Annotated in this window: 23 protein-coding genes and 1 tRNA gene; 1 reads left to right on the forward strand and 23 read right to left on the reverse strand. The window is 38.9% G+C overall.

What is annotated here, in order from left to right; all coding sequences use genetic code 11:
• Positions 1 to 256 precede the first annotated feature (256 nt).
• The 10 genes from B1A77_RS09830 to moaC form a co-directional block, all read right to left on the reverse strand.
• Positions 257 to 331: transfer RNA gene (locus tag B1A77_RS09830), tRNA-Arg, on the reverse strand.
• A 140-nt stretch (positions 332 to 471) separates the two neighbouring features.
• Positions 472 to 930 (reverse strand): low molecular weight protein-tyrosine-phosphatase, encoded by a 459-nt coding sequence (locus B1A77_RS09835; protein ID WP_021148410.1) that lies wholly within the window; start codon positions 928 to 930, stop codon positions 472 to 474.
• 98 nt (positions 931 to 1,028) lie between these two features.
• Positions 1,029 to 3,272, reverse strand: coding sequence for an autotransporter family protein (locus B1A77_RS09840; RefSeq protein WP_077708615.1), 2,244 nt, complete (start codon positions 3,270 to 3,272; stop codon positions 1,029 to 1,031).
• 145 nt (positions 3,273 to 3,417) lie between these two features.
• On the reverse strand, positions 3,418 to 4,137 hold the full coding sequence (locus tag B1A77_RS09845) for a DUF4198 domain-containing protein (protein WP_004696641.1): 720 nt from the start codon (positions 4,135 to 4,137) through the stop codon (positions 3,418 to 3,420).
• Positions 4,138 to 4,402: 265 nt separating this feature from the next.
• Complete coding sequence (gene typA / locus B1A77_RS09850) at positions 4,403 to 6,214, reverse strand: translational GTPase TypA (protein ID WP_004698751.1); 1,812 nt, start codon at positions 6,212 to 6,214, stop codon at positions 4,403 to 4,405.
• Positions 6,215 to 6,411: 197 nt separating this feature from the next.
• Positions 6,412 to 7,359, reverse strand: coding sequence for an epoxyqueuosine reductase (locus B1A77_RS09855; RefSeq protein WP_024062568.1), 948 nt, complete (start codon positions 7,357 to 7,359; stop codon positions 6,412 to 6,414).
• A gap of 138 nt (positions 7,360 to 7,497) precedes the next feature.
• Positions 7,498 to 8,427 carry a UDP-N-acetylmuramate dehydrogenase gene (gene murB / locus B1A77_RS09860; protein WP_077708616.1) on the reverse strand — a complete coding sequence of 310 codons (930 nt, stop codon included), beginning with the start codon at positions 8,425 to 8,427 and terminating at the stop codon, positions 7,498 to 7,500.
• Positions 8,402 to 8,767: a YlbF/YmcA family competence regulator gene (locus B1A77_RS09865; RefSeq protein ID WP_008714407.1), complete on the reverse strand. Its 366-nt coding sequence runs from the start codon at positions 8,765 to 8,767 to the stop codon at positions 8,402 to 8,404. The genes murB and B1A77_RS09865 overlap by 26 nt, the downstream gene beginning before the upstream one ends.
• Before the next feature lie 105 nt (positions 8,768 to 8,872).
• Complete coding sequence (gene trmL / locus B1A77_RS09870; RefSeq protein WP_077708617.1) at positions 8,873 to 9,358, reverse strand: tRNA (uridine(34)/cytosine(34)/5-carboxymethylaminomethyluridine(34)-2'-O)-methyltransferase TrmL; 486 nt, start codon at positions 9,356 to 9,358, stop codon at positions 8,873 to 8,875.
• Positions 9,359 to 9,386: 28 nt separating this feature from the next.
• A complete protein-coding gene (moaC, locus tag B1A77_RS09875; RefSeq protein WP_012864663.1) occupies positions 9,387 to 9,899 on the reverse strand; it encodes a cyclic pyranopterin monophosphate synthase MoaC in 513 nt (170 codons plus the stop codon).
• Between the two features lie 108 nt (positions 9,900 to 10,007).
• Between moaC and B1A77_RS09880 the strand changes: the two genes are divergently transcribed.
• On the forward strand, positions 10,008 to 10,685 hold the full coding sequence (locus tag B1A77_RS09880; protein WP_077708618.1) for a metal-dependent hydrolase: 678 nt from the start codon (positions 10,008 to 10,010) through the stop codon (positions 10,683 to 10,685).
• Between the two features lie 73 nt (positions 10,686 to 10,758).
• Here the strand turns inward: B1A77_RS09880 and darG are convergent, their stop codons facing one another.
• The 13 genes from darG to B1A77_RS09945 form a co-directional block, all read right to left on the reverse strand.
• Positions 10,759 to 11,787, reverse strand: coding sequence for a type II toxin-antitoxin system antitoxin DNA ADP-ribosyl glycohydrolase DarG (gene darG / locus B1A77_RS09885; RefSeq protein WP_024062848.1), 1,029 nt, complete (start codon positions 11,785 to 11,787; stop codon positions 10,759 to 10,761).
• Between the two features lie 30 nt (positions 11,788 to 11,817).
• Positions 11,818 to 12,405, reverse strand: coding sequence for a DarT ssDNA thymidine ADP-ribosyltransferase family protein (locus B1A77_RS09890; protein ID WP_024062849.1), 588 nt, complete (start codon positions 12,403 to 12,405; stop codon positions 11,818 to 11,820).
• A 119-nt stretch (positions 12,406 to 12,524) separates the two neighbouring features.
• A complete protein-coding gene (locus B1A77_RS09895) occupies positions 12,525 to 14,168 on the reverse strand; it encodes a vWA domain-containing protein (RefSeq protein ID WP_077708619.1) in 1,644 nt (547 codons plus the stop codon).
• Between the two features lie 135 nt (positions 14,169 to 14,303).
• The gene (locus tag B1A77_RS09900) at positions 14,304 to 15,404 is read right to left on the reverse strand and encodes an AAA family ATPase (protein ID WP_077708620.1); all 1,101 of its coding nucleotides are present in this window, start codon (positions 15,402 to 15,404) and stop codon (positions 14,304 to 14,306) included.
• A gap of 12 nt (positions 15,405 to 15,416) precedes the next feature.
• Positions 15,417 to 16,223: a hypothetical protein gene (locus tag B1A77_RS09905; protein ID WP_008714415.1), complete on the reverse strand. Its 807-nt coding sequence runs from the start codon at positions 16,221 to 16,223 to the stop codon at positions 15,417 to 15,419.
• Between the two features lie 112 nt (positions 16,224 to 16,335).
• Positions 16,336 to 16,986: a potassium channel family protein gene (locus tag B1A77_RS09910; RefSeq protein ID WP_008714417.1), complete on the reverse strand. Its 651-nt coding sequence runs from the start codon at positions 16,984 to 16,986 to the stop codon at positions 16,336 to 16,338.
• A 35-nt stretch (positions 16,987 to 17,021) separates the two neighbouring features.
• Entirely contained in the window at positions 17,022 to 18,383 is a 1,362-nt protein-coding gene (locus B1A77_RS09915; RefSeq protein ID WP_008601570.1) for a TrkH family potassium uptake protein, read from the reverse strand.
• A 6-nt stretch (positions 18,384 to 18,389) separates the two neighbouring features.
• The gene (locus B1A77_RS09920; protein WP_008714419.1) at positions 18,390 to 19,394 is read right to left on the reverse strand and encodes a carbohydrate kinase family protein; all 1,005 of its coding nucleotides are present in this window, start codon (positions 19,392 to 19,394) and stop codon (positions 18,390 to 18,392) included.
• A gap of 339 nt (positions 19,395 to 19,733) precedes the next feature.
• Positions 19,734 to 21,374 carry a heme anaerobic degradation radical SAM methyltransferase ChuW/HutW gene (gene hutW / locus B1A77_RS09925; RefSeq protein ID WP_008714421.1) on the reverse strand — a complete coding sequence of 547 codons (1,641 nt, stop codon included), beginning with the start codon at positions 21,372 to 21,374 and terminating at the stop codon, positions 19,734 to 19,736.
• Between the two features lie 21 nt (positions 21,375 to 21,395).
• Positions 21,396 to 21,914: a flavodoxin family protein gene (locus B1A77_RS09930; protein WP_008601576.1), complete on the reverse strand. Its 519-nt coding sequence runs from the start codon at positions 21,912 to 21,914 to the stop codon at positions 21,396 to 21,398.
• Between the two features lie 28 nt (positions 21,915 to 21,942).
• A complete protein-coding gene (locus tag B1A77_RS09935; RefSeq protein ID WP_012864670.1) occupies positions 21,943 to 22,746 on the reverse strand; it encodes an energy transducer TonB in 804 nt (267 codons plus the stop codon).
• A gap of 2 nt (positions 22,747 to 22,748) precedes the next feature.
• Positions 22,749 to 23,156, reverse strand: coding sequence for an ExbD/TolR family protein (locus B1A77_RS09940; protein ID WP_004698605.1), 408 nt, complete (start codon positions 23,154 to 23,156; stop codon positions 22,749 to 22,751).
• A gap of 2 nt (positions 23,157 to 23,158) precedes the next feature.
• Positions 23,159 to 23,776, reverse strand: coding sequence for a MotA/TolQ/ExbB proton channel family protein (locus B1A77_RS09945; protein ID WP_004696674.1), 618 nt, complete (start codon positions 23,774 to 23,776; stop codon positions 23,159 to 23,161).
• Positions 23,777 to 23,779 lie beyond the last annotated feature (3 nt).

The raw sequence follows: 23,779 nt of genomic DNA on the forward strand, positions 1-23,779 counted from the left end.
GTTCCGGCTAGGATGTTCAGATTTTCATATAGCTATCCTTATTGTACATCATTCTCAAAACAAAATGTGTTACCCAAATCACATTTATTATGTTATTTCGATATTATTAAATATAAAACTCTATATCGAAATCTTATCAGCACCTCAGCTCATGTATTTATCTATCTCTAACTAATTCATGCATATATCGCCATGTATTTCTCTCCCATTAATACATACAAAAAAGGCCTCTCGAAATTTCGAGAAGCCTTTTATTTGGTGCGCCTAGCAGGATTCGAACCTGCGCACCCGGTTCCGGAGACCGGCGCTCTATCCCCTGAGCTATAGGCACATGAATACCTAAAAATTATACCATATTACGCTATGGTTCGATAGTATAAAGTATATGAGGCAGATAGGCTTATAGAAAAGCCCTCAATGTAGATTAAAATTTCAGCTACCATTGAGGACCCATCAGTATATATCTTCCGCTTAAAATTTCTCTTTAAGCACTGCTAGTAGAGCATCACAGCTACGACTGACATCATCATAGGTTTCGTCAAAGTTTCCCGTATACCAAGGATCCTTTACATCACGGCTTTCACCAATGAACGACATTGCCTTGTAAACCTTAAAATCTACGTCATCCCCAATAATACGCTTTAAATTACGCGCATTATTTTCATCCATAATGATGAGATAATCAAAGTTGTAATAATCTTCCATCGTCACTTGTCGTGCCTTGCGACGAGTATAGGGAATACCCATTTCATCTAATTTATCTTTAGTCCCATAATGAGTGTCGTTCCCTATCTCCTCACGAGATGTAGCTGCAGACTCAATATAAATAGAATCACTTAGTCCAGCCTGCTCAACGATATGCTTCATATAAAATTCTGCCATCGTAGAACGGCAAATATTGCCATGACAGATGAATAAAATATTAACCATTATAACTCCTAATGAATAGAAACTTAATCATAAAAAACTCCTTATATACTAATGGTCCTTACAGCATACGCTATAAGGACCATTAATGCAATATTCAATTAAAAATTATGCCGTATCCCAGCGTCAATGCGCCATGTATTTTCTACAGTAGCACCAAAGTTTTTAGTGAATGTACCATATAGATATGTACTAGGACGGACACTCCAAGACCCACCAATTTCAGCATCGAGCCATGTATCCTTCAAATCTACTGTTGTTTGTACTGTTGGATTGCCTGGTGCGGAATATGTTGTATTTACCTTACCAGAGAATTCATGCGCTAATGCTAATTTAGCGAAGATATTGGATTTTTCTGTTTCTTTCCCAATGCCAATACCAAGTCTGCCTACAGCAGAGTTCACAGCATCAGCTTTCACATGCATAGAACCACCACCGACAACAGAAGCATCATAGGATACACCATTCAAACGGCCTACAATAAATTCTACACTAGGATCGATGTAGAAGCCATTTTCCTTCTTAATACGTTTACCATATTCAGCGCTTAAGGATGTGCCATATGTATGGTAATCACCGTTCACACGTTGTCCACCTACGGAGTAGAGCTTATAATCATTGGATAATCTATTACCACGTGCAATGATATCTAAATAACGACCATCATCATGTTGTTTTGTGCCATACAAGGCGATGCCGCCAAGTTTGCCATCACCACTACCGTTGGCATATGAATTACTAGATGTACTGTAATCAATAGCGCCGCCAAAAATCCAACCATTAGAAGCCTTATGATCGTAGCCGACTTGTACCCCATTATACGTCATATGTGCATCAGCACCGTCTGTGATTTTAGATTTACCGCCTATATATTTTGCCCATACACCTTGGTTTGTATTAGCTAAACGAAGATCTCCTAAACGGCGTTGTAAATCATTGGTATTACTCTTCCATGCCATAGCAGTCGATGTAAGAGCAGATTTTGAATCACTCACTAAGGATGATTCATTAGCACGATTAATCTTTGTTGTATCATTTACAACAAGACGCCCCTGCGAGTCAAAATGATCTGCACCTAGTTCTGCAACAGCACCTGGACGAGTAATCCCTTCATTGATTTGAACTGTTGTGCTCAGTTTTTTATCATTGCCAGTATATTGTAATTTATCAGCTAAGGCTTGTATTTCCTTTCGGTAGCTATCATCATTAGTCAAATTAGCTCCATCGCCTTGCAAGGTAATATGGCTATTATCTGCAGCATGTTCAACAACAATATTCCCCTTTCCTTTTTCACTAGCTGGAACACCGGCCTTATAAACAGCATTCACATAGCCGCTATAATTTTGAATTGTAATAGGCCGTGCATCGATAGGATGAAGGATACCGGCTGCCGCTGGATTTGATCCACCTACGAGATTACGAACCTTACTGCCCTTGTATAGATATGCTGCATTATCCCCAGATGGACGTTCTCTTTTAGGGGTAGGCCGCTCCATACCAATCCATTCATTATTCCAAGTCCCTCCATTTTGTAAGTAAATATCAGCACCAGAATTATGAGGGTTCTTATTGCTTTCAGCATATTCATTTAATACAGCGCCCGTAAGTTTAGAATTAGGTGTTGTAAAAGCTAATGCTATATTCGTTGGCATTTCGTTATGATTTGGATCACGTCCATAATCCTTATTAATTAACCCTACATTCCCAACAGCGACCAATTCTTTAGACCCCGGATGTTTACCATCAGAGCCAGTATTAACATATACATCACCCTCTTCTGCCACCACAGAGTAAGTATCAGAAGTTTCTAAAGGATGCGTGATGATACGTCCACCACCATCAACAATAATATGACCACGTTGATTAGCTTGTAAACCGACACCGATAGCATCGATATCTACATTGCCTTTGACGTGAATATTAGTATCTCCATAATCTCTATCAGGATTGTCCTTGCTGAGTCTTGGCACTTTACCACCGTAACCAGCATACACAGCGCTCATATAGTAATGACCGAGTTCCCTTTTTGAGGCTGGTGCATCATTTTTAAGGCGTACAATCAAATCTTTATCCACCGTCAATTGTGATCCAAATCCATTATAAATACCTGATACATTTTTAGTTTTACCTGTATCTGTTAAGCTTTTACCATGCACATTAACCGTCAAGGTATCTTCTATATGCTTAACTTCTGGTTGTGTTTGTACCGGTGACCCCATTGTTAAGCCAAGCAATTCCTCCGCTTTATCGCTTGTGGCATTAATTTCTGTAGCAAATGCAGAGCAGGTCATTCCAGTTAATACCAATGCAGCCATCACAGCTGATACATTTCGTTGTAATTTCATAAAAATCTCTCTTTCTTACCTCGCTTAATACGAGGCTCTCACAGAACGCATTTATACGTACACCCTAAAATTATAAAAAGACCCCCTAAATCCAACTTAGGAGGTCTTGTTTATTTCACACACTTAGTAAATAGTATATCCTATATTATTCAGGATTGATGATGAAGGACAATGCACTGAAGTATTTATTTTGCTCACCTTTAGTTTGAGTTGGGAAGCCCACTTCAACGCCTACTACGTTAAGGCCGTTAGCACTTACAGTAACAGTTGCTTTACCATTAGCATCTGCTTGGCTTTCATTAGTAAGATCATTAATTACGTCTTTAATAAGAGGTGCATTTGCATATGGTTTACCGTCTTTCAAGACTTGGATTTCATATGTATCACCTTTTCTAAGAGTTAATGGATTAACAGATGGAATGATTTGAATGAAAGCATCTTTATTATTGAAAGGTTTTGCTTCTGCATTCCAGTAGTGAACGTCATATTTAATGGCATGTGTACTTTTTTGAGCACCTGGTACTTCAGAGATTGGTTTATGAACAGTTTTACCATCTTTGTCTTTTGTCCAATAACCATAGTCAAAGTCAGTTACTGTAATACCCAATTTATCATTTGGTACAACCACTACATTTTTTTCATGTTTAATAACTTGTACAGGAATTACCATGCCATTGTTATCTAAGCCAATGATGCTTTTTACCATTTCTGGGCTATACGCATCATCAACAGGGCCTTCGCCAAGTACTAGCGCTTTTTCATCTAAGCGGTTAGCAAAGAATACGCCATGCGCATCAACGGAAGAGCACACACAACCTGCAGCTAAACCTACTGCAAATAAAGAAGCTAAGATTTTCTTATTCATAAGAACCTCCATAATCAATAACTTTTTCAATAAACTTGTTATTATTATACAGCGTTACAAATATTTCGTATATACCAATACCCCTATCAGCAAGTTATTATGCGCATTTAGTATATTAACTTATTTTTATACCCAATAATCATAAATGATAAAATTATCACCTATTTTCATGAAGATATGACTTGTAAGAATATGTTAGATAAATACTTATAGATTAGATAAAAAAGGCGCTCCTTAAGGAGCGCCATTATATCCGCATGAGATATTATTTTTTATTCTTCGCTGCTTTCGCACGTGCGTTACGATCAAGGATTGTTTTACGCATACGAATGCTTTCTGGTGTTACTTCAACAAGTTCATCATCGTTAATCCACTCAAGAGCTTGTTCCAAGGAGAAGATACGAGGTGGAGTCAAGCGTACCGCTTCATCAGAGGAACTGGAACGCATGTTGGTAACATGTTTTTTCTTACATGGGTTAACATCCATATCAAGTTCACGTGTATTTTCACCGATAACTTGGCCTGCATACACGTCTTGGTTAGGGCCAACGAACAATGTACCACGATCTTGAACGGAGTTCAAACCATATGGTGTGGTTTCACCATTTTCGAATGCTACCAAAGCACCACGTGTACGGGAAGGAATTTCACCTTTATATGGTGCATAGCCATGAAATACATGGTTCATGATACCATTACCTTTTGTAGCTGTTAAGAATTGTGCACGGAAACCGATCAGGCCACGAGCCGGAACTACGAATTCCATGCGAAGATAACCGGCCAATTCAACCATGTTAGTCAACTCAGCTTTACGTTGACCAAGATTTTCCATTACAGTCCCCATAAACTCCTGAGGTACATCGATGGTCAACGCTTCGAGCGGTTCACACAATTGATCGTTAATAGTTCTGAAAATTACACGAGGTTTTCCCACTTGTAATTCATAGCCTTCACGACGCATAGTTTCAATCAATACAGCCAAATGCAATTCGCCACGGCCGGATACTTTGAACGCATCTGCAGAATCAGTTTCTTCCACTTTCATGGATACGTTAGTTTCTACTTCGCGGAACAAACGATCACGCAAGTGACGGGATGTAACAAATTCACCTTCGCGGCCTGCGAATGGAGAGTTATTTACGGAGAACACCATGGACAATGTCGGTTCGTCGATGGAAATGGATGGCAATGCTTCAGGATTTTCAGCATCCGCTACTGTTTCACCGATATTGATATCATCGATACCTGCAAAGGCGATGATATCACCCATTTCAGCTTCGTCAGTTTCAACACGGTTCAAACCATTATATGTATATACGCGACCGATTTTCGCTTTACGAGTGCTTTCACCGTTCATGATGGCAACCTGTTGGTTAGTTTTCATTTTACCACGTACGATACGACCTACGGCGATTTTACCGATGAAGTTATCGTAATCAAGTGTAGTTACCATGAATTGAAGAGGGCCTTCCATATCACCTTGTGGTGCAGGAATTTCGTCGATCAATGTCTTGAATAACGGTTCCATATTTACAGCTTCGTCATCCCAATTGGTTTTGGAAACACCGGAACGGGCAGATGCGTAAACTACAGGGAAATCGAGTTGATCATCGTCAGCTTCAAGTTCCATAAACAATTCAAGGACTTCATCCTCAACCTCTTTAACACGTTGGTCAGGACGGTCGATTTTATTGATAACTACGATTGGTTTCAATTTTTGCTCTAATGCTTTACGCAAAACGTATTTAGTTTGAGGCATTGGACCTTCGTAAGCATCTACGAGAAGCAATACGCCGTCAACCATGTTAAGTACGCGTTCCACTTCGCCGCCGAAATCAGCATGGCCTGGAGTATCAACGATGTTGATTTTGATGCCATCATGCATAACAGCAGTGTTTTTAGACAAAATAGTAATACCGCGTTCACGTTCCAAGTCGTTTGAGTCCATTACGCGTTCTGCTACCTTTTCATTCTCACGGAACACATGGCTTTGTTTTAATAATGCGTCCACCAAAGTAGTTTTACCATGGTCAACGTGGGCGATAATCGCTACATTACGAAGATTTTCGCGAATCATAAGATCCTCCCTTTAATTCTTTCAGTATATTCTATATCACATAGCCTCTGTGAAAGTAGCTATGTAGGTATATTTTCCAAAAATGGCAACAGTTAATTATAACGCAGTCTATAGAAAAAAGTCAAAATAGTACACCTATTCTAATCATGGCAATTTCAACATTCGATTATACTTTTGACTCATCTTAGGACAAAAACCTATTTACGCGCTATCGCCCGCTTAGCAGATTTACGCAACAACGGAATTTGTTTATCTGTTAAATGGAAACAGAATTTAGGAATCAGCTTTTTTATAATCTCCTCATCAGAGGCTTTCAAAATATATTCTGGCTGTAGCAACGGCTCTAATTCATCAAGTCCGGGATAATCCAGCCCTATGCTCCAGTCATGATCTGCATTAAAAGGGCATGCATCCTGGCAGTTATCACAACCTAATATCCACGCCTCCAGCATATCGTCTGCGACACCATCCGGTAACTTACCATCACCGAATGTATTAATAAAAGATACACAGGTTAACGGATTCATAGTAAACGGTGCAGATAAGGATTTTGTCCTACACCCTTGCTGACATAAATTACAAGAATCCAGACATGGTGGTATCTCTAACTGTTGAATATACTCACAGGACTCATCAATTAAATAGCCTACCAGTTCATAGCTAGAACCTTTAGGTCCATAAAAAAAATTATTTTTTCGATAAATGCCTAAACCAGCTGCTACCGAAGCTGGCCGCAAAGGAATAATTCCGGCAGGTTTCGCCGTTTCACCGCCAATATATCGTATTCCATTTTCACCAAGCCAGACTTCAAAAGATTGCCGTCGTTTAAACTCATCACTGTGAGGAATATTTGACAAAGATAATAACAACCCTTTTGCATATCGGTTTCGAAGAGATACAGGAAACTTATAATCACCAAAATATTCAGTACAAACCACTATGGATTGTGCCCAAGGATACTTTTCTTTTAATGCTAAAAAATCTTTACTATGCGCATATACCTCTTTACTTTCAGGTACATCTTCTAAACGCTTTATCAACCGTTCTTTATAAAAATCAAGTGCATCAAGAGGCACTATACCACAACTGTCATACCCACACGCTAGCGCTTTATCATAAATCTCCTGGGCCAACAAAGTATTCATATCATCGCCTCCCAAATATGAACTAACTATAAACCTATCATACTCTTTTAAAAACTATAAAAAAAGATTTCTTATGAATCCGTCATCCTTAAAAGAGTAACATTACATAAGAAATCTTATATTAGTATTTAATTTGTATTAATCTTCACCAATCATGCGTACTTCTGGTTCGAGATGTACACCATGTTGATCATACACACGACGTTGTACCTCACTAATCAGGTCAAGTACATCCTTCGCACTTGCACTACCTGTATTGATTACGAAGCCAGCATGCTTATGAGATACTTGCGCATCACCTACAGACAAACCTTTTAGGCCTGTTTGTTCAATCAATGTACCTGCAAAGTACCCTGGTGGGCGCTTAAAGGTTGAACCTGCACTGGCATATTCCAAAGGTTGCTTTGATTCACGTTTTTCTGTTAACTCATCCATACGCGCCTTGATGACATCCTTGTCGCCTGGTTTGAGTGTCATAATGACTTCCCCAATAACTTCATGATTATCGTGGAATACACTATGACGATAAGCAAAGTCCAAGTGAGATCCATCATACTCTTTAATATTTCCTTGGAAATCTACGGCTCTCACTGCAGTAACTACATGGCTCATTTCCCCATCATAAGCACCTGCATTCATAAATACGGCACCACCAAGTGTGCCTGGAATACCAATGGCAAATTCAAGACCAGATAAACTATTCTCCCAAGCAAATTCAGAAGCATCCTTTAACATATACCCGGAACCAATACACAATGTATTTTCGTTACAATCCATGATTTGGGTCATATGTCGAACTGATACGACAGCGCCACGGATACCTCCGTCTTTCACTAAAATATTAGATCCACAACCAATAATAGTTACAGGCACATCTAATTCGTGAATAGTACGAAGTGTAAAACTAAGTTCTGCCATCGTAGTAGGTTCAATAAATAAGTCCGCAGGTCCTCCAATTTTGAATGTCGTATGATGACAAAGAAGCTCCTGCTCTCGTACACGTGTACTTGGTAATTTTTCTAATAAAGCTGTTTGTAATACCTTAATGTTTTGGTTGTTGTTCGCCATGATCTAACACTTTCATCCCCTCAGTGATTGGTTCGCTAATGATTTTATAAATATCATTAGAAATCTGGCTCCAACGCATTTGCGCTTGCAAATAAGCAGCCGCTGCAGCATTTTCTTGAATTTGAGGCATCAATTCCTCTTGTTTCTTTTGCAACTCATCCGCTTCTGGAGCACCAGACAACTTAGCATATTCCCATTGCATTTGTTGAGCCATAAATGTGCGAACCAAACCCGTTGCTACTGCATCTGCTTTCACTGCTTCCTGAGCAGCCATTAACTCTTTGTACTCTTCAGATTCACGCATTGCGTGAGCTAAATCATGAGCTTTATCGTAGTTCATAATATCCTCCTCCAAACAACACCGTTAAAATCGCTACCGGTCATATAGATTTGGTAGATCTTCTAACACATACGTATAATATATTCCTCAATTGTAAAAGTCTATTTATTTTGATTGAATCCAATTGCCTTCAGCCTTAAGGTCTGGATAATCAAGTTGACGCATACCTTCATAAGCTATGATTGCCACCGCATTAGATAAGTTTAGAGAGCGTGCTTCATCTACCATGGGTATACGAATGCATGTATCCTCTTTCCCCTCTAATAAACTTTCAGGCAATCCTCTTGTTTCAGGGCCAAAAACGAGCATATCACCGATTTCATATTTCACCTCGGAATGAGTATGCTTTGCTTTGGTAGTGGCATAGAAATATCTACGATCAGGATATTTCTCATATAATTCTTGAATATTTTCATGTACCTGTACATCTACCAAGTGCCAGTAATCAAGGCCAGCACGTTTTACGTGCTTGTCATCAATAGAAAAGCCAAGGGGTTTGATGAGATGTAAGGTCATATGATTGGCGGCGCATAAACGCGCTATATTTCCTGTATTGCCTGGAATTTCAGGCTCATAAAGTACTATTTCCATTTTCAATCCCCTATTCTTTATATCTATATTATTCTACAAAGGAACGGACAAAATGTCCACTTTTCCCGCCTTCTTTTTCTACAAGATATGTAGGGCCTATAATCATCCCCTTATCAATAGCTTTACACATATCGTAGACTGTTAAAAGTCCTACTTGAACCGCCGTAAGTGCCTCCATTTCAACACCTGTCTTTCCTGTCGTTTTTACGGTAGCATGAACTTTAACAGCTCTATTATGTGTAGAATCCGTACAGGCTGGACTTTCACCATCAACAAGAGTACAATGCACCTCAACCTTAGTTAATGCTAACGGATGACAAAGGGGAATGAGATTACTCGTCTGTTTCGCCCCCATAATAGCTGCCAATTGAGCCACACTAAGAACATCCCCTTTTTTTATTGTTCCCGCTGCAATGCGTTCATAAATTGCATCATTAATAGTAATAAAGCCTTCTGCCACAGCAGTACGAGTTGTAATATCCTTATCTGATACATCTACCATCCAAGCATTACCATCTTGATCAAAATGTGTTAAATCCATAATATATCCTTACTAATTATGTATAAATTATCACCAATAGTTTTATTTTCATTTATTATATTATACAATAGAATTAAGAATTGTATGTACAAGGAAGGAAGTGTTCCTATGAAAACAAAACTAACTTATTTTGGTCACGCTTGCTTTATGCTCACACGTGGCGATGTATCCATGATTTTCGACCCATTCTTGACCGGTAATACATGGGATATCGCTAAAAAAGAAGATATCAAATGCCAATATATCTTTGTCAGTCATGGCCATGATGATCACTATGGAGACACAGATTTTATTGCCAAAGCAAATGACGCCCTCGTTATCTCTACGGCTGAGGTAGCGGGTAAAGCAGCAGCTGCCGGTTGTCGTACACACGCCATGCATTTAGGTGGCAAGTTCGACTTTGAATTCGGTTCTGTTCGAATGGTTCCTGCCTTCCATGGCGCTGGCATCCCTGGCGGTCATGCCGCAGGATGTCTTGTAGACTTCTATGGCGACATTATTTACTTCGCTGGCGATACTGCACTCTTTAGTGATATGAAATTATTAAATCGCTTTGGCGAAATCGATTACGCCCTTCTTCCTATCGGTGATAATTTCACGATGGGTGTTGAAGATGCAGCCCTTGCCGCTTCCTATGTAAGAGCGCGCATCTCCATTCCAATCCACTACAAAACATGGCCTGTTATCGACCGTGAACCGGGTGTATTCACAAGTTTAGTTGAAGGCAAATACAACCAAACTGCTCTCATTATCGAGCCCGGTTCCTCTATCGAGCTCAATAGCTAATCTAATATATTTATTAAAAAAGTAGCAGTAATTTAAACTTTGACAAATTACTGCTACTTTTAATATTTAATTACTAAAAAACACCTTTGCAAGAGTATCCCCATAAAGTTTCTTCAAGATAGTCTGCCTCAATTAAATTCTCAATCCCCTCTAAAATATCTGTAACTGAGAATCTGTTGCTCTTAGCAACAGACCACTTTGCAAAACCTTCAATTATTTCTCTTTCTGTAACATTAGGTTGATTTTGTACAATATATAAAATTGTAGACACACATTCTATTTGATGCGTATCAGATAAGTTATTCATAAAAAATATGGCTTTATCTAATGCTGGTTTTAATTCTTCATATTTTTTTGTAGTTTTTTCACTTGTTATTTCAAAATATATACTATCATATAGTTTTTTAGTTGACTTAATATTATAAAAGTTTTTGTACTCAAGTATATTCCTTGAAATAATACGAATTGAATTATCATATGGTCCATTTTTATAAGCTTTAAATCTAAAATATGGATTTGATAATTTAACATCCATAAAAAAAGCAGTTTTTTGTAGTACTAAGGGATTAAAAATTTTACTGTTTAAATACATTTTTATATATACCAAAATTAAAGCAGCTAATGATAATTTAGGTTTAGATTTTGGAGCTAGCTTTGAAGTTACCCCTGGTTCATGGATATAAATATCTACATTAGTTAATGATGATAATTTCTCCACAACAATAGCTTTAACTTCTAACCAATTCAAGCCTCCATTACCACTACCTAACGGAGGTATTGCAATAGAATTTATACGTTGATCAATAATAATGCGTCTTAAATCATCTAATCCTTTATTAATATATTCTAATTTTGAGGGTTCTCTCCACTTATCTTTTGTTGGAAAATTGATAATCAACTTTTCAGATTCTTTATAAAAATGTAGATGCCCAATAGTCAGCTCTCCAGTTTTACAGGCCTTAATATAGTCAATATTATTATCAGGGTATTTTAATTTAAATTGATAAGCTAGTCCTTTTCCCATGTACCCTTCACAATTAACTGTATTTACCAACGCTTCTGCAGGAGACAAAAAGATATCATCAGTTACAAAATGAATCATTTCAAAAATCTCCTTTCGCCTTAAAGGCACTTACTGAACAAATAGTTTTTCATTTTTGATTACTTTTATACTGTTAATATCATAGCGCTTTAAAGTATCATTTACAGATTGTTCAACGTCAGATCTAGAAACAAAAATTACATCTATATCCGTAATACATAAATCACAATGATTGGATAAACATTCTGCCATTCTTATACTAGAGTCATATCCTGTTTGAGAGCTTGTTAGCTCCATTATATCCCAATTAATTTGCTCAAGCCCTTTATCATAATCAAAAATTTGATTTGATTCACACGATAATGGATGTTTCGGTATAATTAAAAATTTTTTATCTCTAGCTATATTTCTGTAAATAGCAAGATAAATAAATATTTTATCATGACTATGCTGAACACAGACATCAAAATCCGTATATGTATGAAAATGAAACGGCACACAATCAGCTATATTTAGAGTATTACGTTTCTCTATTATTTCAGGATCTGCTACATCAATAAATTTTGGACCTAACTCCGCTAAAGTTTTTCTTGATAACAAACCATTCTCAATAATACTTTCTAAGTTTTCTAAAGCAGTCAAGTGGTAAATACATTTTCGTTTTCTTATAGCTGTCATTATTCTTCTCCCATTACAAATGAATATCAGCTAAAACACCTTACACAACCATAAATTAATTATATCATAAGAAATAACCATTAATAGTTATCATGTAATTATCAAAAGAATGCTATGCTCTAAAACTCCTGGTTTGCCATAGAAAAGCCCCCACGGTTAGCCATGCGTACAAACTCATCAATATCTTGAGTTTCATCAACACCAACATAGCCGAGTTCACGAACCAGGCCGTATGGGGTATGCAAAGATAGTTGTGGGTTCTCACCGGTCAACACCCACAGCACCTTATAGCCTCTTGGCGCCTCTCGTAGTCGCTCTTCCCCTTTGCCATCTGTAAAGTATACAAGTAAATCTACACGGTTTTGATTAGCCAGAGAGAATACAGGGGTAAAGGCTGTTGCACCACGCACATCAAGGCGCGGCTTCACATCCTTCACGGATTCCATCGAATAGGTGCGGCGCACCTCATTATCACATTCTACAACGGTAATGCGATGGTTATAAGCATGCACGATTTGTAACACTTGCTCTAAGGCATTCGTAAACTCTACATCAGTTATACTACCACTCATGTCGAGAGCTACCCATACATTTGCCTTATGTTGGCGCAATGTACCAGACAATTCCAAACGCTCAGGCTGACGACGATTACGACGCATCGTCGTTTTTTTGTATCCACTCGCTACCTTGCCCATCAGCTTTTTGAGATAAAAATACCACGGCAAAGCGCGTCGCGTTTTTTGGAATGTATCGATAAGACTTTTCACATAGCCTTCCATATCCCCCTTTGATGCTTCGTTGATATAGCGCTCCGTGATTTGGTCCATCGTATCTGTATCAATAGAATCAGATTCATCCCAAATATCATGGCTAGTTTGAGGATCAAACTCCATAGCAACCGCTGTATCTGCATTATCGATGGGCACAAAGAGATCTGGTTTTTCTTTCATGACCTTATCAATAGCCTTCGCATAGTATTCAATGGTACGAAAACGCTTTAATAACAAACCAAAGCGCGCATTTACATTGGCTACCGTTACGGCATCACGGTCTACATGTTCAAGGTAATCATTTACGACCATGTCCATAGCCATATGGACTGCTGTTTTGTGAAAGCCTTGGCTCAGTGCTTTTACCCGCATCAAATGAGCAGAAATGATATGAAGAACTTCACGCTTAATACCATCCTTCATCACATCAGGCGATTGGCGTAACAAGATAAAGGGATTTACATATAATACATATCCGCCCTGTTTAAGATTAATACCAAAAGCACTGGACATATCAAAGCGAATGCGATGAGTCATTTGTAAGTAAAAGTAACCAAAGAATTGGTCCTCTTCAAGGAGCAAGCTGTTTACGTCATGCAATATATTCCACAACCGTTGCTCATAGGCAGGTGTCATTACCGCTTGCTGCATAACGGAAAGGTCTGTCCCCTCCACTTGTACGTCTTCAAGAGCACGACCGATAGTACCTATATGGCTATCCGACATATTATGGTTCATAAGATCAGCCGCTATACGTTCAGGCGCCATGCTATGATGTTGTTCTTCATAGCTATCTACATAGGCCTCATAAGATGCGTATATTTGCGTATACAAAGCCTCTGCTTCGCGATGTATGCGCTCTCGTTTCGCATGCCATCGATCAAGAGCCTCGATAGCCTTCGCATCATAAGAACCCGTTTTTTCCCAGCCATCGATATGAGTCAGTAAATCCGACGCATCACGTATATCGTCCTTATCTAAGTTTCGTTGCATATTTACACCTCCTTTTCTTTAGAAAACAAATTTAATATATGTCATATGCCATATATCAATTAGCATAATAATTAATAATTTACTAAAGTCGATTATCTATATATAGCTTTGATTTGGTTAACTACACACATAGAATTATTTTTGCGCTTCAAAGAAAGTATCTACAAAGAGGTCATCTTCAATAGCATAAGCATAAACGCGCTCATACGTGTTACGAAGATCTTTCATAACCGCTACGCGCAAATCCCCTGGATACAAGGTTAAAAACTCCACAAAGTGATGTACTTCCTGCGCATTGCTATTGCGATTTAAACGATGCAACATATTTTTTGCTGCTACATAAAGGCGAGTTGGGCTTTCACCTTTAACCTGCTCAGCCATAGACATAATAGCACCTGGTTTTTGAACCGCTGCCAATACATCATCAAAGGTAATAAGAGGTTCTTGATCGGACTCGATAAAGTTTACAAAAGCCTCCGCAATGAGTTTACCTACGTTACCACGAATAACATTCATAAATACGTCGCGACTATAACTTGTGCCCTCTTGATTCTTATAAATTCTATATAGACCGGACACGCGTTCAAAGGAACGAGGTGTGGCATCGATATCGTCTTCGTGACGTTGATTTAAATATTCTGGATAGGAAGAAATAAATTCAATAACCTTTTCTTCAATACCAGCACCAATAGCCCAGTCAATCCATTGCATATAATCAGCATTCATATAAAGCCATACAAAACGGTTTTGTTGTGCCGGATCCATATCGATGGTTTGGTAATCAAAGGAATCTTCAGGGTTCATAGCGGCGATGATGCGCACTTGATCACTTAAAGAAAAGCCATTAATTTCACGGTTTAGAATAAGGTTCATCAACTCTTGTTGAACTGCATGTTCTGCGCGGTTAATTTCGTCGATAAACAACAATACTTGACGCCCTTTATCTACGGCTTGTGCCACATGTTCCAATGTATGATGCACAGCGTATACTGTAGTTTTCACATCTCGTGTATTGCCATGACCATCCGTATGAGTCACCGTTTCTACGGTAGGCAAACCACCGATTTCACCTTCTTTTAAAAGGTTTCCATCGATAGTTACTAATTCCCAATTATGTACCTCTGCAACGCGCGCTGCAAGAGAGGTTTTACCAATGCCAGTCTCACCAACGAGCAAAGGCACTTGATTTGCAGCAAGCACTAATTCAACGCTTGCCATTGTATCTATAAAGTTCATCGTATCTCCGTTCTAATATTTCAAATATTCGCCTACTGCAATTTTCTTAACTATTTTGGTGCCATAAGCATCTATAAGTGACAACAAATCGATGGGCCATTTAGATTGACGTCCACCGATAGCTTTATTGTTGATTAACTCGCGTATATAGTCTTCATCAACTGTATCGCCGGAAATAGCATCTACAATTATAGCTTTGATTTCGTCTACTGTAACACCCAATGTATTAGGTATATAACCGACAATAGCCGCACTTACCTTAAATAGATGCAAGGCCAAGTCCTTAGTGAGGTTTGTAATCTGACGCATTGCCTGTGGATCTTGCTTTACTGCTGCTTCTAGAACAGTTACGCTAGGCTCATCAATGTAGCGCAAGGCTAAGTAACTTTCTTGCACGGCTTGTAACTGCACCGCCTCACTTGGAGTATTAATATATTGTAGGGCATCATAATTCGCCTTCACCGCTTCTAATTGCAATTCTTCAGATGGGTTTGCAATATAGCGAATAGCCCAGCCTGATTGAGCTAATGCACTTTGAATTAATGTATCAGACGGATTGTCGATATATTCTAAAACCGCCCAATCTTTTTCCACTAAGGCTTTTAACAATTCTTCTGTAGGATTTTCAACGAATTGTATAGCTCGTGGTGCTTGTGAAAGCGCCGTTTCAATAACCTTTTGAGTAGGTTCTTTAATATATTGTAACAACATGCCGTTTTGTCCCACACATGTAAGTTGCATAGCTTCTGTAGGATTTGGAATATTTCGAATCCCATGTGGGTTATTGGTCAGCGCCGTTATATATTGTTCCTCTGTCATAATAACCTTCATTTCTATATTAAAAGGCCATACGAATACGTATGGCCTATACTGAATTCTATCTTATTATATCATATTTTTTCGATATATTTATATCTCTTTCGTATACTTACTACACTGTTAATGCATCTAAATCAGAATTATTTCCTATGATTAATAGTTTATCCTCTGCTGAAAGAATCGTAAACGGATTAGGAGGGACTTCTAAATCCTCCCCACGCCTGATTCCTACAGCATTAAGATTATATTTCTCACGCAGATTAGAATCTTTCAAGCAAGTGCCTACCAAAAATTTTGGCATATCTACTTCAATAAGGCTAATACTTTTAGATAGCTGTAGGTAATCCATTACATGTTCTCGTGTCAACGATTGAGCTAATCGTTGTGCCACATCGTATTCTGGATAGATAACCATATCTACCCCCATCTTCTTGAGCATCTTACCTTGGAGTGCATTTTCAGCTTTCGAAACCACATGAGGCATTTTCATTTCTTTCAATAACATCGAAGTCATAAGATTTGCCTGGATATTATCCCCAATAGCAACAATAACTATATCAAATTGGCTCAAAGCTAAGGCTTTAATAGCCTCTTCATCAGTAGTATCTGCTACGATAGCATGTGTGACATAGGGGGAAACCTTTTGTACAATTTCTGGATTAATATCTACACCCAAAACCTCATGATTCATAGAGGCTAACATCTTGGCGATGGTCGTACCAAATTGTCCAAGACCAATGACAGCTATTGTTTTATATTTCATGCTATATCTCCTGATAGGCTAACTATTCTACTCAATTACAACAATACATTCTCTTCTGCATACCCAATTGGCTTCGTTGGTGACGTCCTAAGAGCCCATGTACCAATAACGGTCATAACACCCACACGACCTGTAAACATAACAAGCATCAGCACCCATTTACTGCTTTCAGATAAATCGGGCGTAATTCCCGTTGTAAGGCCTACAGTCCCAAAGGCAGACGTAACCTCAAATAGCAATCGAATAAAATCATAAGGCTCATCCCAAGCCAGATAACATGTGGCTATTAAAATGAGAAGAAGCGATAAAAATATAATCCCATTGGCTTTAAGCACGGTTACTAATGAAATACGACGTTCAAAAATCTCTGTATCTGGACGGTTATTAAACAAGGTACGCGATGCAAGTATGGTTACTGCTACGGTGCTAATTTTAACGCCTCCACCGGTAGAGTTTGGGCCAGCACCAATAAACATGAGAATAATAGTAACAAACAAGGTAATTGGATGTAATGCATTATAGTCAACCGTTGCAATCCCCGCTGTACGCGGCGTAATCGCTTGAAATAAAGAGGCCATTATTTTATTCCAAATCGGTAATGACCCAAAGGTTTTTGGATTTGACCATTCCACACCTAAAAAAATGATAGTTCCTAATAAGATAAGAATCGCTGTGCCTACTAACATAATCTTAGTGTGAAGTTTTAAGTCAACAAATCGTCTCACCTTACGGTGTGACCATATGTCAAAGGCCGCTAAATAGCCAAAACCACCGATCACAATTAGCACGGCCGTATTGATATTAAATAATATGTCCCCTACCATGGCATACGGTAGATCATTATCAAAAAATACAAATCCAGCGTTACAAAAGGTGGAAATAGCTTGCATGATACCTGTATATAATGCAGCCTGTCCAATATAAGGATATAGCTGAATCGTATAGATTATGCCTCCTACAATTTCAATAGCAAAGGTATAAAGCGTTAACTTTTTCGTAATATGTAGTAATCCAGTCATACCATCCTGTCCGACATCCTCGGACAAAAGCACACGATTTTTAAGGCCTACTCGTTTACCTAGAAGCAAAGCAATTATGGTTGTGAAAGATACAATTCCTAACCCACCTAACTGAATAAGGATAACCATTACAATCTTACCAAATAAAGACCAATGATAATAAGTATCTACAGTGGCCAGCCCTGTTACCGAAACACAAGATACGGCTGTAAAAGCGGCATCTACAAGAGCCGTCGTTTGCCCCTGAGCACTCGCCATCGGTAACATAAGCAATATGGTACCTATAATCATGACGCCTAGAAAGCTAAACGCTAATAATCGATAGGGATTTTGTTGCATGTACCGTTGTACATGAGAATGGGAAATATCGTGCCACATACTGATTTACTCCAATCCCATTAATTTATGTACAACTTGTAAACTTGGTAAAGGGCTACGGCCACCAATCCCTTGCGTATTTAAAGCTGCTACAGCGGACGCAAAAATAGCAGCCCTTTCTAGATCAGAATGTCCACAATATTGTAATAAATCTATACCATATGTAGAGGTCTTTAACCCTTCTACTGGGGCTAACTCTCTCAATAATGTAACAAGCTTTGAAAGAAATGCACCATGAAAACTATCTCCGGCCCCCGTTGTATCAACTACATATTCTTGAGGGAATGCCTGACAACGATAGAAAGTTCCATCAGGCCATACAAAATAACTACCATTAGCGCCATCCGTAACCCCCGCAATAAGAGCACCACGGTCATGAATGATACGACAAGCTTCTTCTAAATTAGTAGTGCCCGTATATTTTTCAGCATAATCACGAGCAACAATAGTAATATGACTTGACTCTGTAATAGATTTCATCTCTTCATCGTAGCGCTGTGCACCTCCATCGAGGGAGATAATAGTACCTGCCTTTTGTGCTAACGCCATGGCAGAACACATGAATTGTCGATGCCGTCCGTTAACATGTAAAATGAAAGCTTCTTTAATTAATTGCTTATGAGTATCTAAAAATACTGGCTCTGGCGCAGTAGAGCGTTCAAAAAATACGGCACGCTCGCCAGTGCTATGCTTTACTAGGATTGTAGCAACGCCACTCTTTTCCCCCTTTTCAATGTGGATAGCATCAGTATTAACATTATATTTTTTGAAATCATCTAAAATATGACGCCCCACCATATCGTCACCGATACTGTCAATCATGGCCGTACGTGCACCATATTTACCTGCAACGGCTAATGCTGTAGCTACAGGTCCTCCACCATCGGTGGTAGAAGATACAACTTGTTGTACCTCACGTCCCGTTGGGTAATGATCCACAACGATGAAGCGGTCTAATGTGCTAGCCCCAATACCTAATATATCTATTTCTTTTTGAGGACATGTACTCATACTAACCTCCTAAGCCTTTTATCAGCTATACAAGCAATATCACTTCACATCTTATAGATTTACTATCTCACTTATTGTTTTATGATTTTAACAGCAATTAGATTTTTATTGTCCTTATAGACTTATACATCTATTCCTATACATCTATTGCTATGCTTTTTAAAGTCATTTAAGTCTTATACCTACAGAATACCTTTCGCTCTATAAAAAGTAAACCCCAGACTACAGTCTGGGGCTACTTTGTACTACAGAGAGCACGTATATGTCACGTAATATGTCTTGTATATTATATGTTGGTTATTGGGAGAGGTTGTTAGAATTAAGGTGTAACATAACAGTTTAAGACATCATACGTTCCATCATATATTCAATCTCATCAGCACTTAAATTGTACATAGCTTGTACCATTCGTTCTGCTGCTTCGCCAGAAGCACCGCTCTTAGCAATTTCAGCTTTAGCCTTAGTAATAAGAGCCTCTTTACGTTGTGCTTCGGAATCTTCGTCAGTTGGTACAGAGATATTGGCTTTACCCTGGCCAATGCCACGTACCTCTTGGTTAGGATTTTCTTTAGAAGTTGTTTTTGTATCTTGTGCTGCTACTGCTTCTATAGCGAAGGAATTCTTACCAGTCATGATATATTCAACAGCTTCTAATGTACTTTGCGTAAGGTTTACAGTCCAGAATTCACCTGCATCAGTCAATTTATAAAGCAATCCATTATAGGCAACAAGACCTCGTTTTTCCCATAATTTATAGAGCCAGTTCAATTCATCTAATCTGGAATCCATTTTTACTAAGCTCATAATATTGAGGAATCCTTGTTCTAATTGACTTACTACTCGGTTTACGATAGGTTGTAAATCACTTTGTTTCATAAGGGCCATAAATGGTTTTTCACCGCGGGTAACCATATCTTCGTATGGTTTTAATGCACGATGTAACATCATCCCATAACCGTCGACGTTACCACCTGCACCACTACCAAATGGGAACATTGGAACGCCCGATTTAGCTAAAGTGTTATACAAGCTACGTTCACGGTTATTAGCACTCCAGTGAGCGGCACTCAATCGACGATAGGAACGTTCATCAAGGTATTTACGACCAAATTCAAACATATCCCCTTGCATCGCTGTTGTGGCTGCAGCTGGAACTTTGCCGTTTGTAATGTCTTTATTGAGATCACTACCATCAAATACATTTAATTGATATAAGTCCGCACCATCTACGCCAGAGCTTACCAAATCTGCTAAATCTTGTTCCCACACCTCCATAGTTTGACCAGGTAAACCATAGATCAAGTCAATAACAACAGAACATTGACCATAAGCTTTCAAAGCAGCTAGTCGTTCTAATACGGTTTCTTTCGTATCTAAACGGCCTACCATTTGACGTACTTCTGTATTGAAAGATTGCACGCCAATGGACATACGATTGACGCCGTTTGCCATCCAAACTTCAAGATTTTCAGGAATCAAATCGTGAATACGACCTTCTAAGGTAAGCTCATAATCGTTTGCCAACGGCAAGTACGCTTTAATTGCTTTGAGCAATCTTTCAGAATTTGTAGGTGATAAAGATGTTGGTGTGCCACCGCCGATAAATACGGCATGGATCAAACCATCTTTTAATCTCGAACGCTCACTAGCGAGCTTTAATTCACTGATAAGACCATCAATATATTGGTCTTCAACACTTTGACTCGTACCGTTTTGGAAGAAGCCACAATATGTGCATTTTGTCTTACAAAACGGAATATGAATGTAAGCGCATTGCATTTCGCCCTTTTTAGGAGTGCCATTCATTAACGAATCCCAAACGGCTTGTGTTTCTTTTGGAGAAACGAGCGTACCATTGAGACCTGCATGTACAACACGTTTATGAGGAAATGCACCACTCATCGGATTATCGCATTCTAAACCTAGTTGTAGATTGCGTTGTTTCTCCGGAATGGATTCAAAGAAACTTGCTAAACTCATACTCCAATCCCCTTTCAGAAATTAGGCTTGCAACTTTGCAAGTACAGATTTTGTAAATTCTTTTGCATTTGCAAAGTCTTGTTCATCTGGATGAGTTTCCGCCGCTTTATGTAATGCATCGCGTTCTGGGCTTTGCCCATGTGCTGATCCAGGGGGGAACATTTTATACATCATTTCGATTACTTTAGGATCGATTTTACCTTGGCATACGAAGCCGTCTACAAGAGCTTCTTTGTTAGGCAATAATTCAGATGCTTTTTCGATACTTTCACGAGCATGATCAGAATCAGCATACATCCCTAGTGTGGCAAAGAATACCACATTAGGATTCTTTAAAGTTTCAATCAATTTTGCCGCTTCTTTATTCGCTGTACCTCGATCCACCCAGAAACCTACGAATACTGTATCATAATCAGCTAAATTTTCAGGTGCATCTTTTACAGGAACGCAAGGTGTACCTTCAGGCATAACGGAAGCCATTGCTTCCGCTACACTTTTAGTATTTCCCGTAAGGGAAGAATATAAAATAATAGATTTCATATTTATCTCCTTTATTACTTAGATATATTTATTCTTCTTCATCTTCGCCATCGGCCTGTACTACAAAGTGTACAGGAACTTCTACTGGTTGTATATCCCCTGTTTCGTTTGGATACGGAGTCGCTCGTCGCACTGCATCAAGAGCCGCTTCTACAAATATCTCATCGCCACCACTAGTTGGATATACGTCTATTAAATTACCATTAGTATCTAATTTAGCCATTACATTAATTGTAACATCTACGTTCATTTTACGTTTAATAGCCGCATAAGGAATTTGTTTTTGGCTATCTACGGCTGCATAAAAGCCCTCTACATTGAACGCGGCTTTACCTGTACCGTGACCATCACCTTCACCGGTACCATCACCTGTACCAGTACCATGGCCTCTACCATCACCAATTCCAGTGCCTTCACCAGTACCATGACCACCGCCAGAACCACCACCTGATCCAGGGCCTGTGCCACCAACAGCGGAATTATCACCGGATGTATTGCCTTTATTTTCACTTGCTTTAGCTGCCACATCTACTGCATCAGGGATATCTGTTGCTGTAGATGGTTCAACATTTGCTACAACAGCCTTTGTTCTTGCCGCTACTTCATCTGCTGACAATGGTTTTGGGAACAGATCTGCTCTGTTACCTCCGCCACCACCAGCATGTCCACTGCCACCATCATCGAGCACACTTTGTGTGAGGTCGATTTCATAGGTATCCATTTCTTGAATGGCTGGAACCACTACAAAAAAGATTACAGCAATAAAGAGAGCAATAAGATGAACTACGGCGGATATAATGGCTGCTTTTTTCCATGATATGCCTAGTCCCATAGTTATCCTTTCTGTTCAGCTGCAATAGCTAAGCGTTTAACGCCAGATTGTTTTAACATGTCCATAATCGCTACTACTTGACCATGAGCCGCTCGTTTATCGGCTTGTAAGATAACACTAGCATTAGGGTTTTCTTGGATACGTTGTTTTACCATTGCCTCAGCATCGTCAATGCTCATTGGCTTGTTATCAATCGTAATATGACCCTCCGCATCTAATGTTAAAACCACTGGTAATTGAGCTGGTGCAGAAGCACTAGTAGCCTGTGGTAATTGTACAGACAAGGCTTTTTGAGCCACTGTTTGCAAGCTGTTCATCATGAAGAATACCAACAAGAAGAAAATGATATCAATCATTGGAATGATCATGAATTCCGGCTTAGTTTTCATACGAAAGCTTTGCAAGTTCATAACTATTTCCACCCTTCTCGTTTAGCTGTAACTATATTTACACACATATTTTCAATTTGGTTAATAATGGAGTCCAAACGATGACTAAAAATTGTGTAAACGATAAATGCCATTATGGCCACACATAAGCCAGATGCTGTCGCGATAAGAGCCTCACCTACACCACCAGTAATGGCAGATGCACCCGCACCGGAGTCAAGGATACTGAAAGAGCCAATCATACCTGTTACTGTACCAAGCAAGCCCAATAATGGAGAAATTGTAACTGTTGCACTTAAGTAGTCCATATATTTTCGGAAACCAACTGCATCAACCCCCATTTGATCAGCAAAGGCTGTCTTCATTGCTTCTTCGCTAGAATCATTTTTTAAACCTGCTTCCGCAATACGACTTGCAATAGAAGGGTTCTCTTTAATTACTTTATCAATTTCATCCCAACGTTGTAATTTTGCGAATTCATTTACGGCATGAGTTACAACAAATGTTTTACCTGCATACTTACGATAGAAGAAAGCACGTTCTGCAGCTATAGCGATAACCATGAAAGACAAGAGTAACAATGGATACATTACATACCCGCCACTATGAAATAAGTGAATGACATAATTTAAATTTTCCATATT

The organism is Veillonella parvula, from assembly GCF_002005185.1.
GTDB classification, from domain to species: Bacteria; Bacillota; Negativicutes; order Veillonellales; family Veillonellaceae; genus Veillonella; species Veillonella parvula_M.

Coding starts and splice junctions, on each gene's coding strand:
- B1A77_RS09835 (WP_021148410.1), bottom strand. CDS start 930: ATGGTTAATATTTTATTCATCTGTCATGGCAATATTTGCCGTTCTACG.
- B1A77_RS09840 (WP_077708615.1), bottom strand. CDS start 3,272: ATGAAATTACAACGAAATGTATCAGCTGTGATGGCTGCATTGGTATTA.
- B1A77_RS09845 (WP_004696641.1), bottom strand. CDS start 4,137: ATGAATAAGAAAATCTTAGCTTCTTTATTTGCAGTAGGTTTAGCTGCA.
- typA (WP_004698751.1), bottom strand. CDS start 6,214: ATGATTCGCGAAAATCTTCGTAATGTAGCGATTATCGCCCACGTTGAC.
- B1A77_RS09855 (WP_024062568.1), bottom strand. CDS start 7,359: ATGAATACTTTGTTGGCCCAGGAGATTTATGATAAAGCGCTAGCGTGT.
- murB (WP_077708616.1), bottom strand. CDS start 8,427: ATGGCGAACAACAACCAAAACATTAAGGTATTACAAACAGCTTTATTA.
- B1A77_RS09865 (WP_008714407.1), bottom strand. CDS start 8,767: ATGAACTACGATAAAGCTCATGATTTAGCTCACGCAATGCGTGAATCT.
- trmL (WP_077708617.1), bottom strand. CDS start 9,358: ATGGAAATAGTACTTTATGAGCCTGAAATTCCAGGCAATACAGGAAAT.
- moaC (WP_012864663.1), bottom strand. CDS start 9,899: ATGGATTTAACACATTTTGATCAAGATGGTAATGCTTGGATGGTAGAT.
- B1A77_RS09880 (WP_077708618.1), top strand. CDS start 10,008: ATGAAAACAAAACTAACTTATTTTGGTCACGCTTGCTTTATGCTCACA.
- darG (WP_024062848.1), bottom strand. CDS start 11,787: ATGATTCATTTTGTAACTGATGATATCTTTTTGTCTCCTGCAGAAGCG.
- B1A77_RS09890 (WP_024062849.1), bottom strand. CDS start 12,405: ATGACAGCTATAAGAAAACGAAAATGTATTTACCACTTGACTGCTTTA.
- B1A77_RS09895 (WP_077708619.1), bottom strand. CDS start 14,168: ATGCAACGAAACTTAGATAAGGACGATATACGTGATGCGTCGGATTTA.
- B1A77_RS09900 (WP_077708620.1), bottom strand. CDS start 15,404: ATGAACTTTATAGATACAATGGCAAGCGTTGAATTAGTGCTTGCTGCA.
- B1A77_RS09905 (WP_008714415.1), bottom strand. CDS start 16,223: ATGACAGAGGAACAATATATAACGGCGCTGACCAATAACCCACATGGG.
- B1A77_RS09910 (WP_008714417.1), bottom strand. CDS start 16,986: ATGAAATATAAAACAATAGCTGTCATTGGTCTTGGACAATTTGGTACG.
- B1A77_RS09915 (WP_008601570.1), bottom strand. CDS start 18,383: ATGTGGCACGATATTTCCCATTCTCATGTACAACGGTACATGCAACAA.
- B1A77_RS09920 (WP_008714419.1), bottom strand. CDS start 19,394: ATGAGTACATGTCCTCAAAAAGAAATAGATATATTAGGTATTGGGGCT.
- hutW (WP_008714421.1), bottom strand. CDS start 21,374: ATGAGTTTAGCAAGTTTCTTTGAATCCATTCCGGAGAAACAACGCAAT.
- B1A77_RS09930 (WP_008601576.1), bottom strand. CDS start 21,914: ATGAAATCTATTATTTTATATTCTTCCCTTACGGGAAATACTAAAAGT.
- B1A77_RS09935 (WP_012864670.1), bottom strand. CDS start 22,746: ATGGGACTAGGCATATCATGGAAAAAAGCAGCCATTATATCCGCCGTA.
- B1A77_RS09940 (WP_004698605.1), bottom strand. CDS start 23,156: ATGAACTTGCAAAGCTTTCGTATGAAAACTAAGCCGGAATTCATGATC.
- B1A77_RS09945 (WP_004696674.1), bottom strand. CDS start 23,776: ATGGAAAATTTAAATTATGTCATTCACTTATTTCATAGTGGCGGGTAT.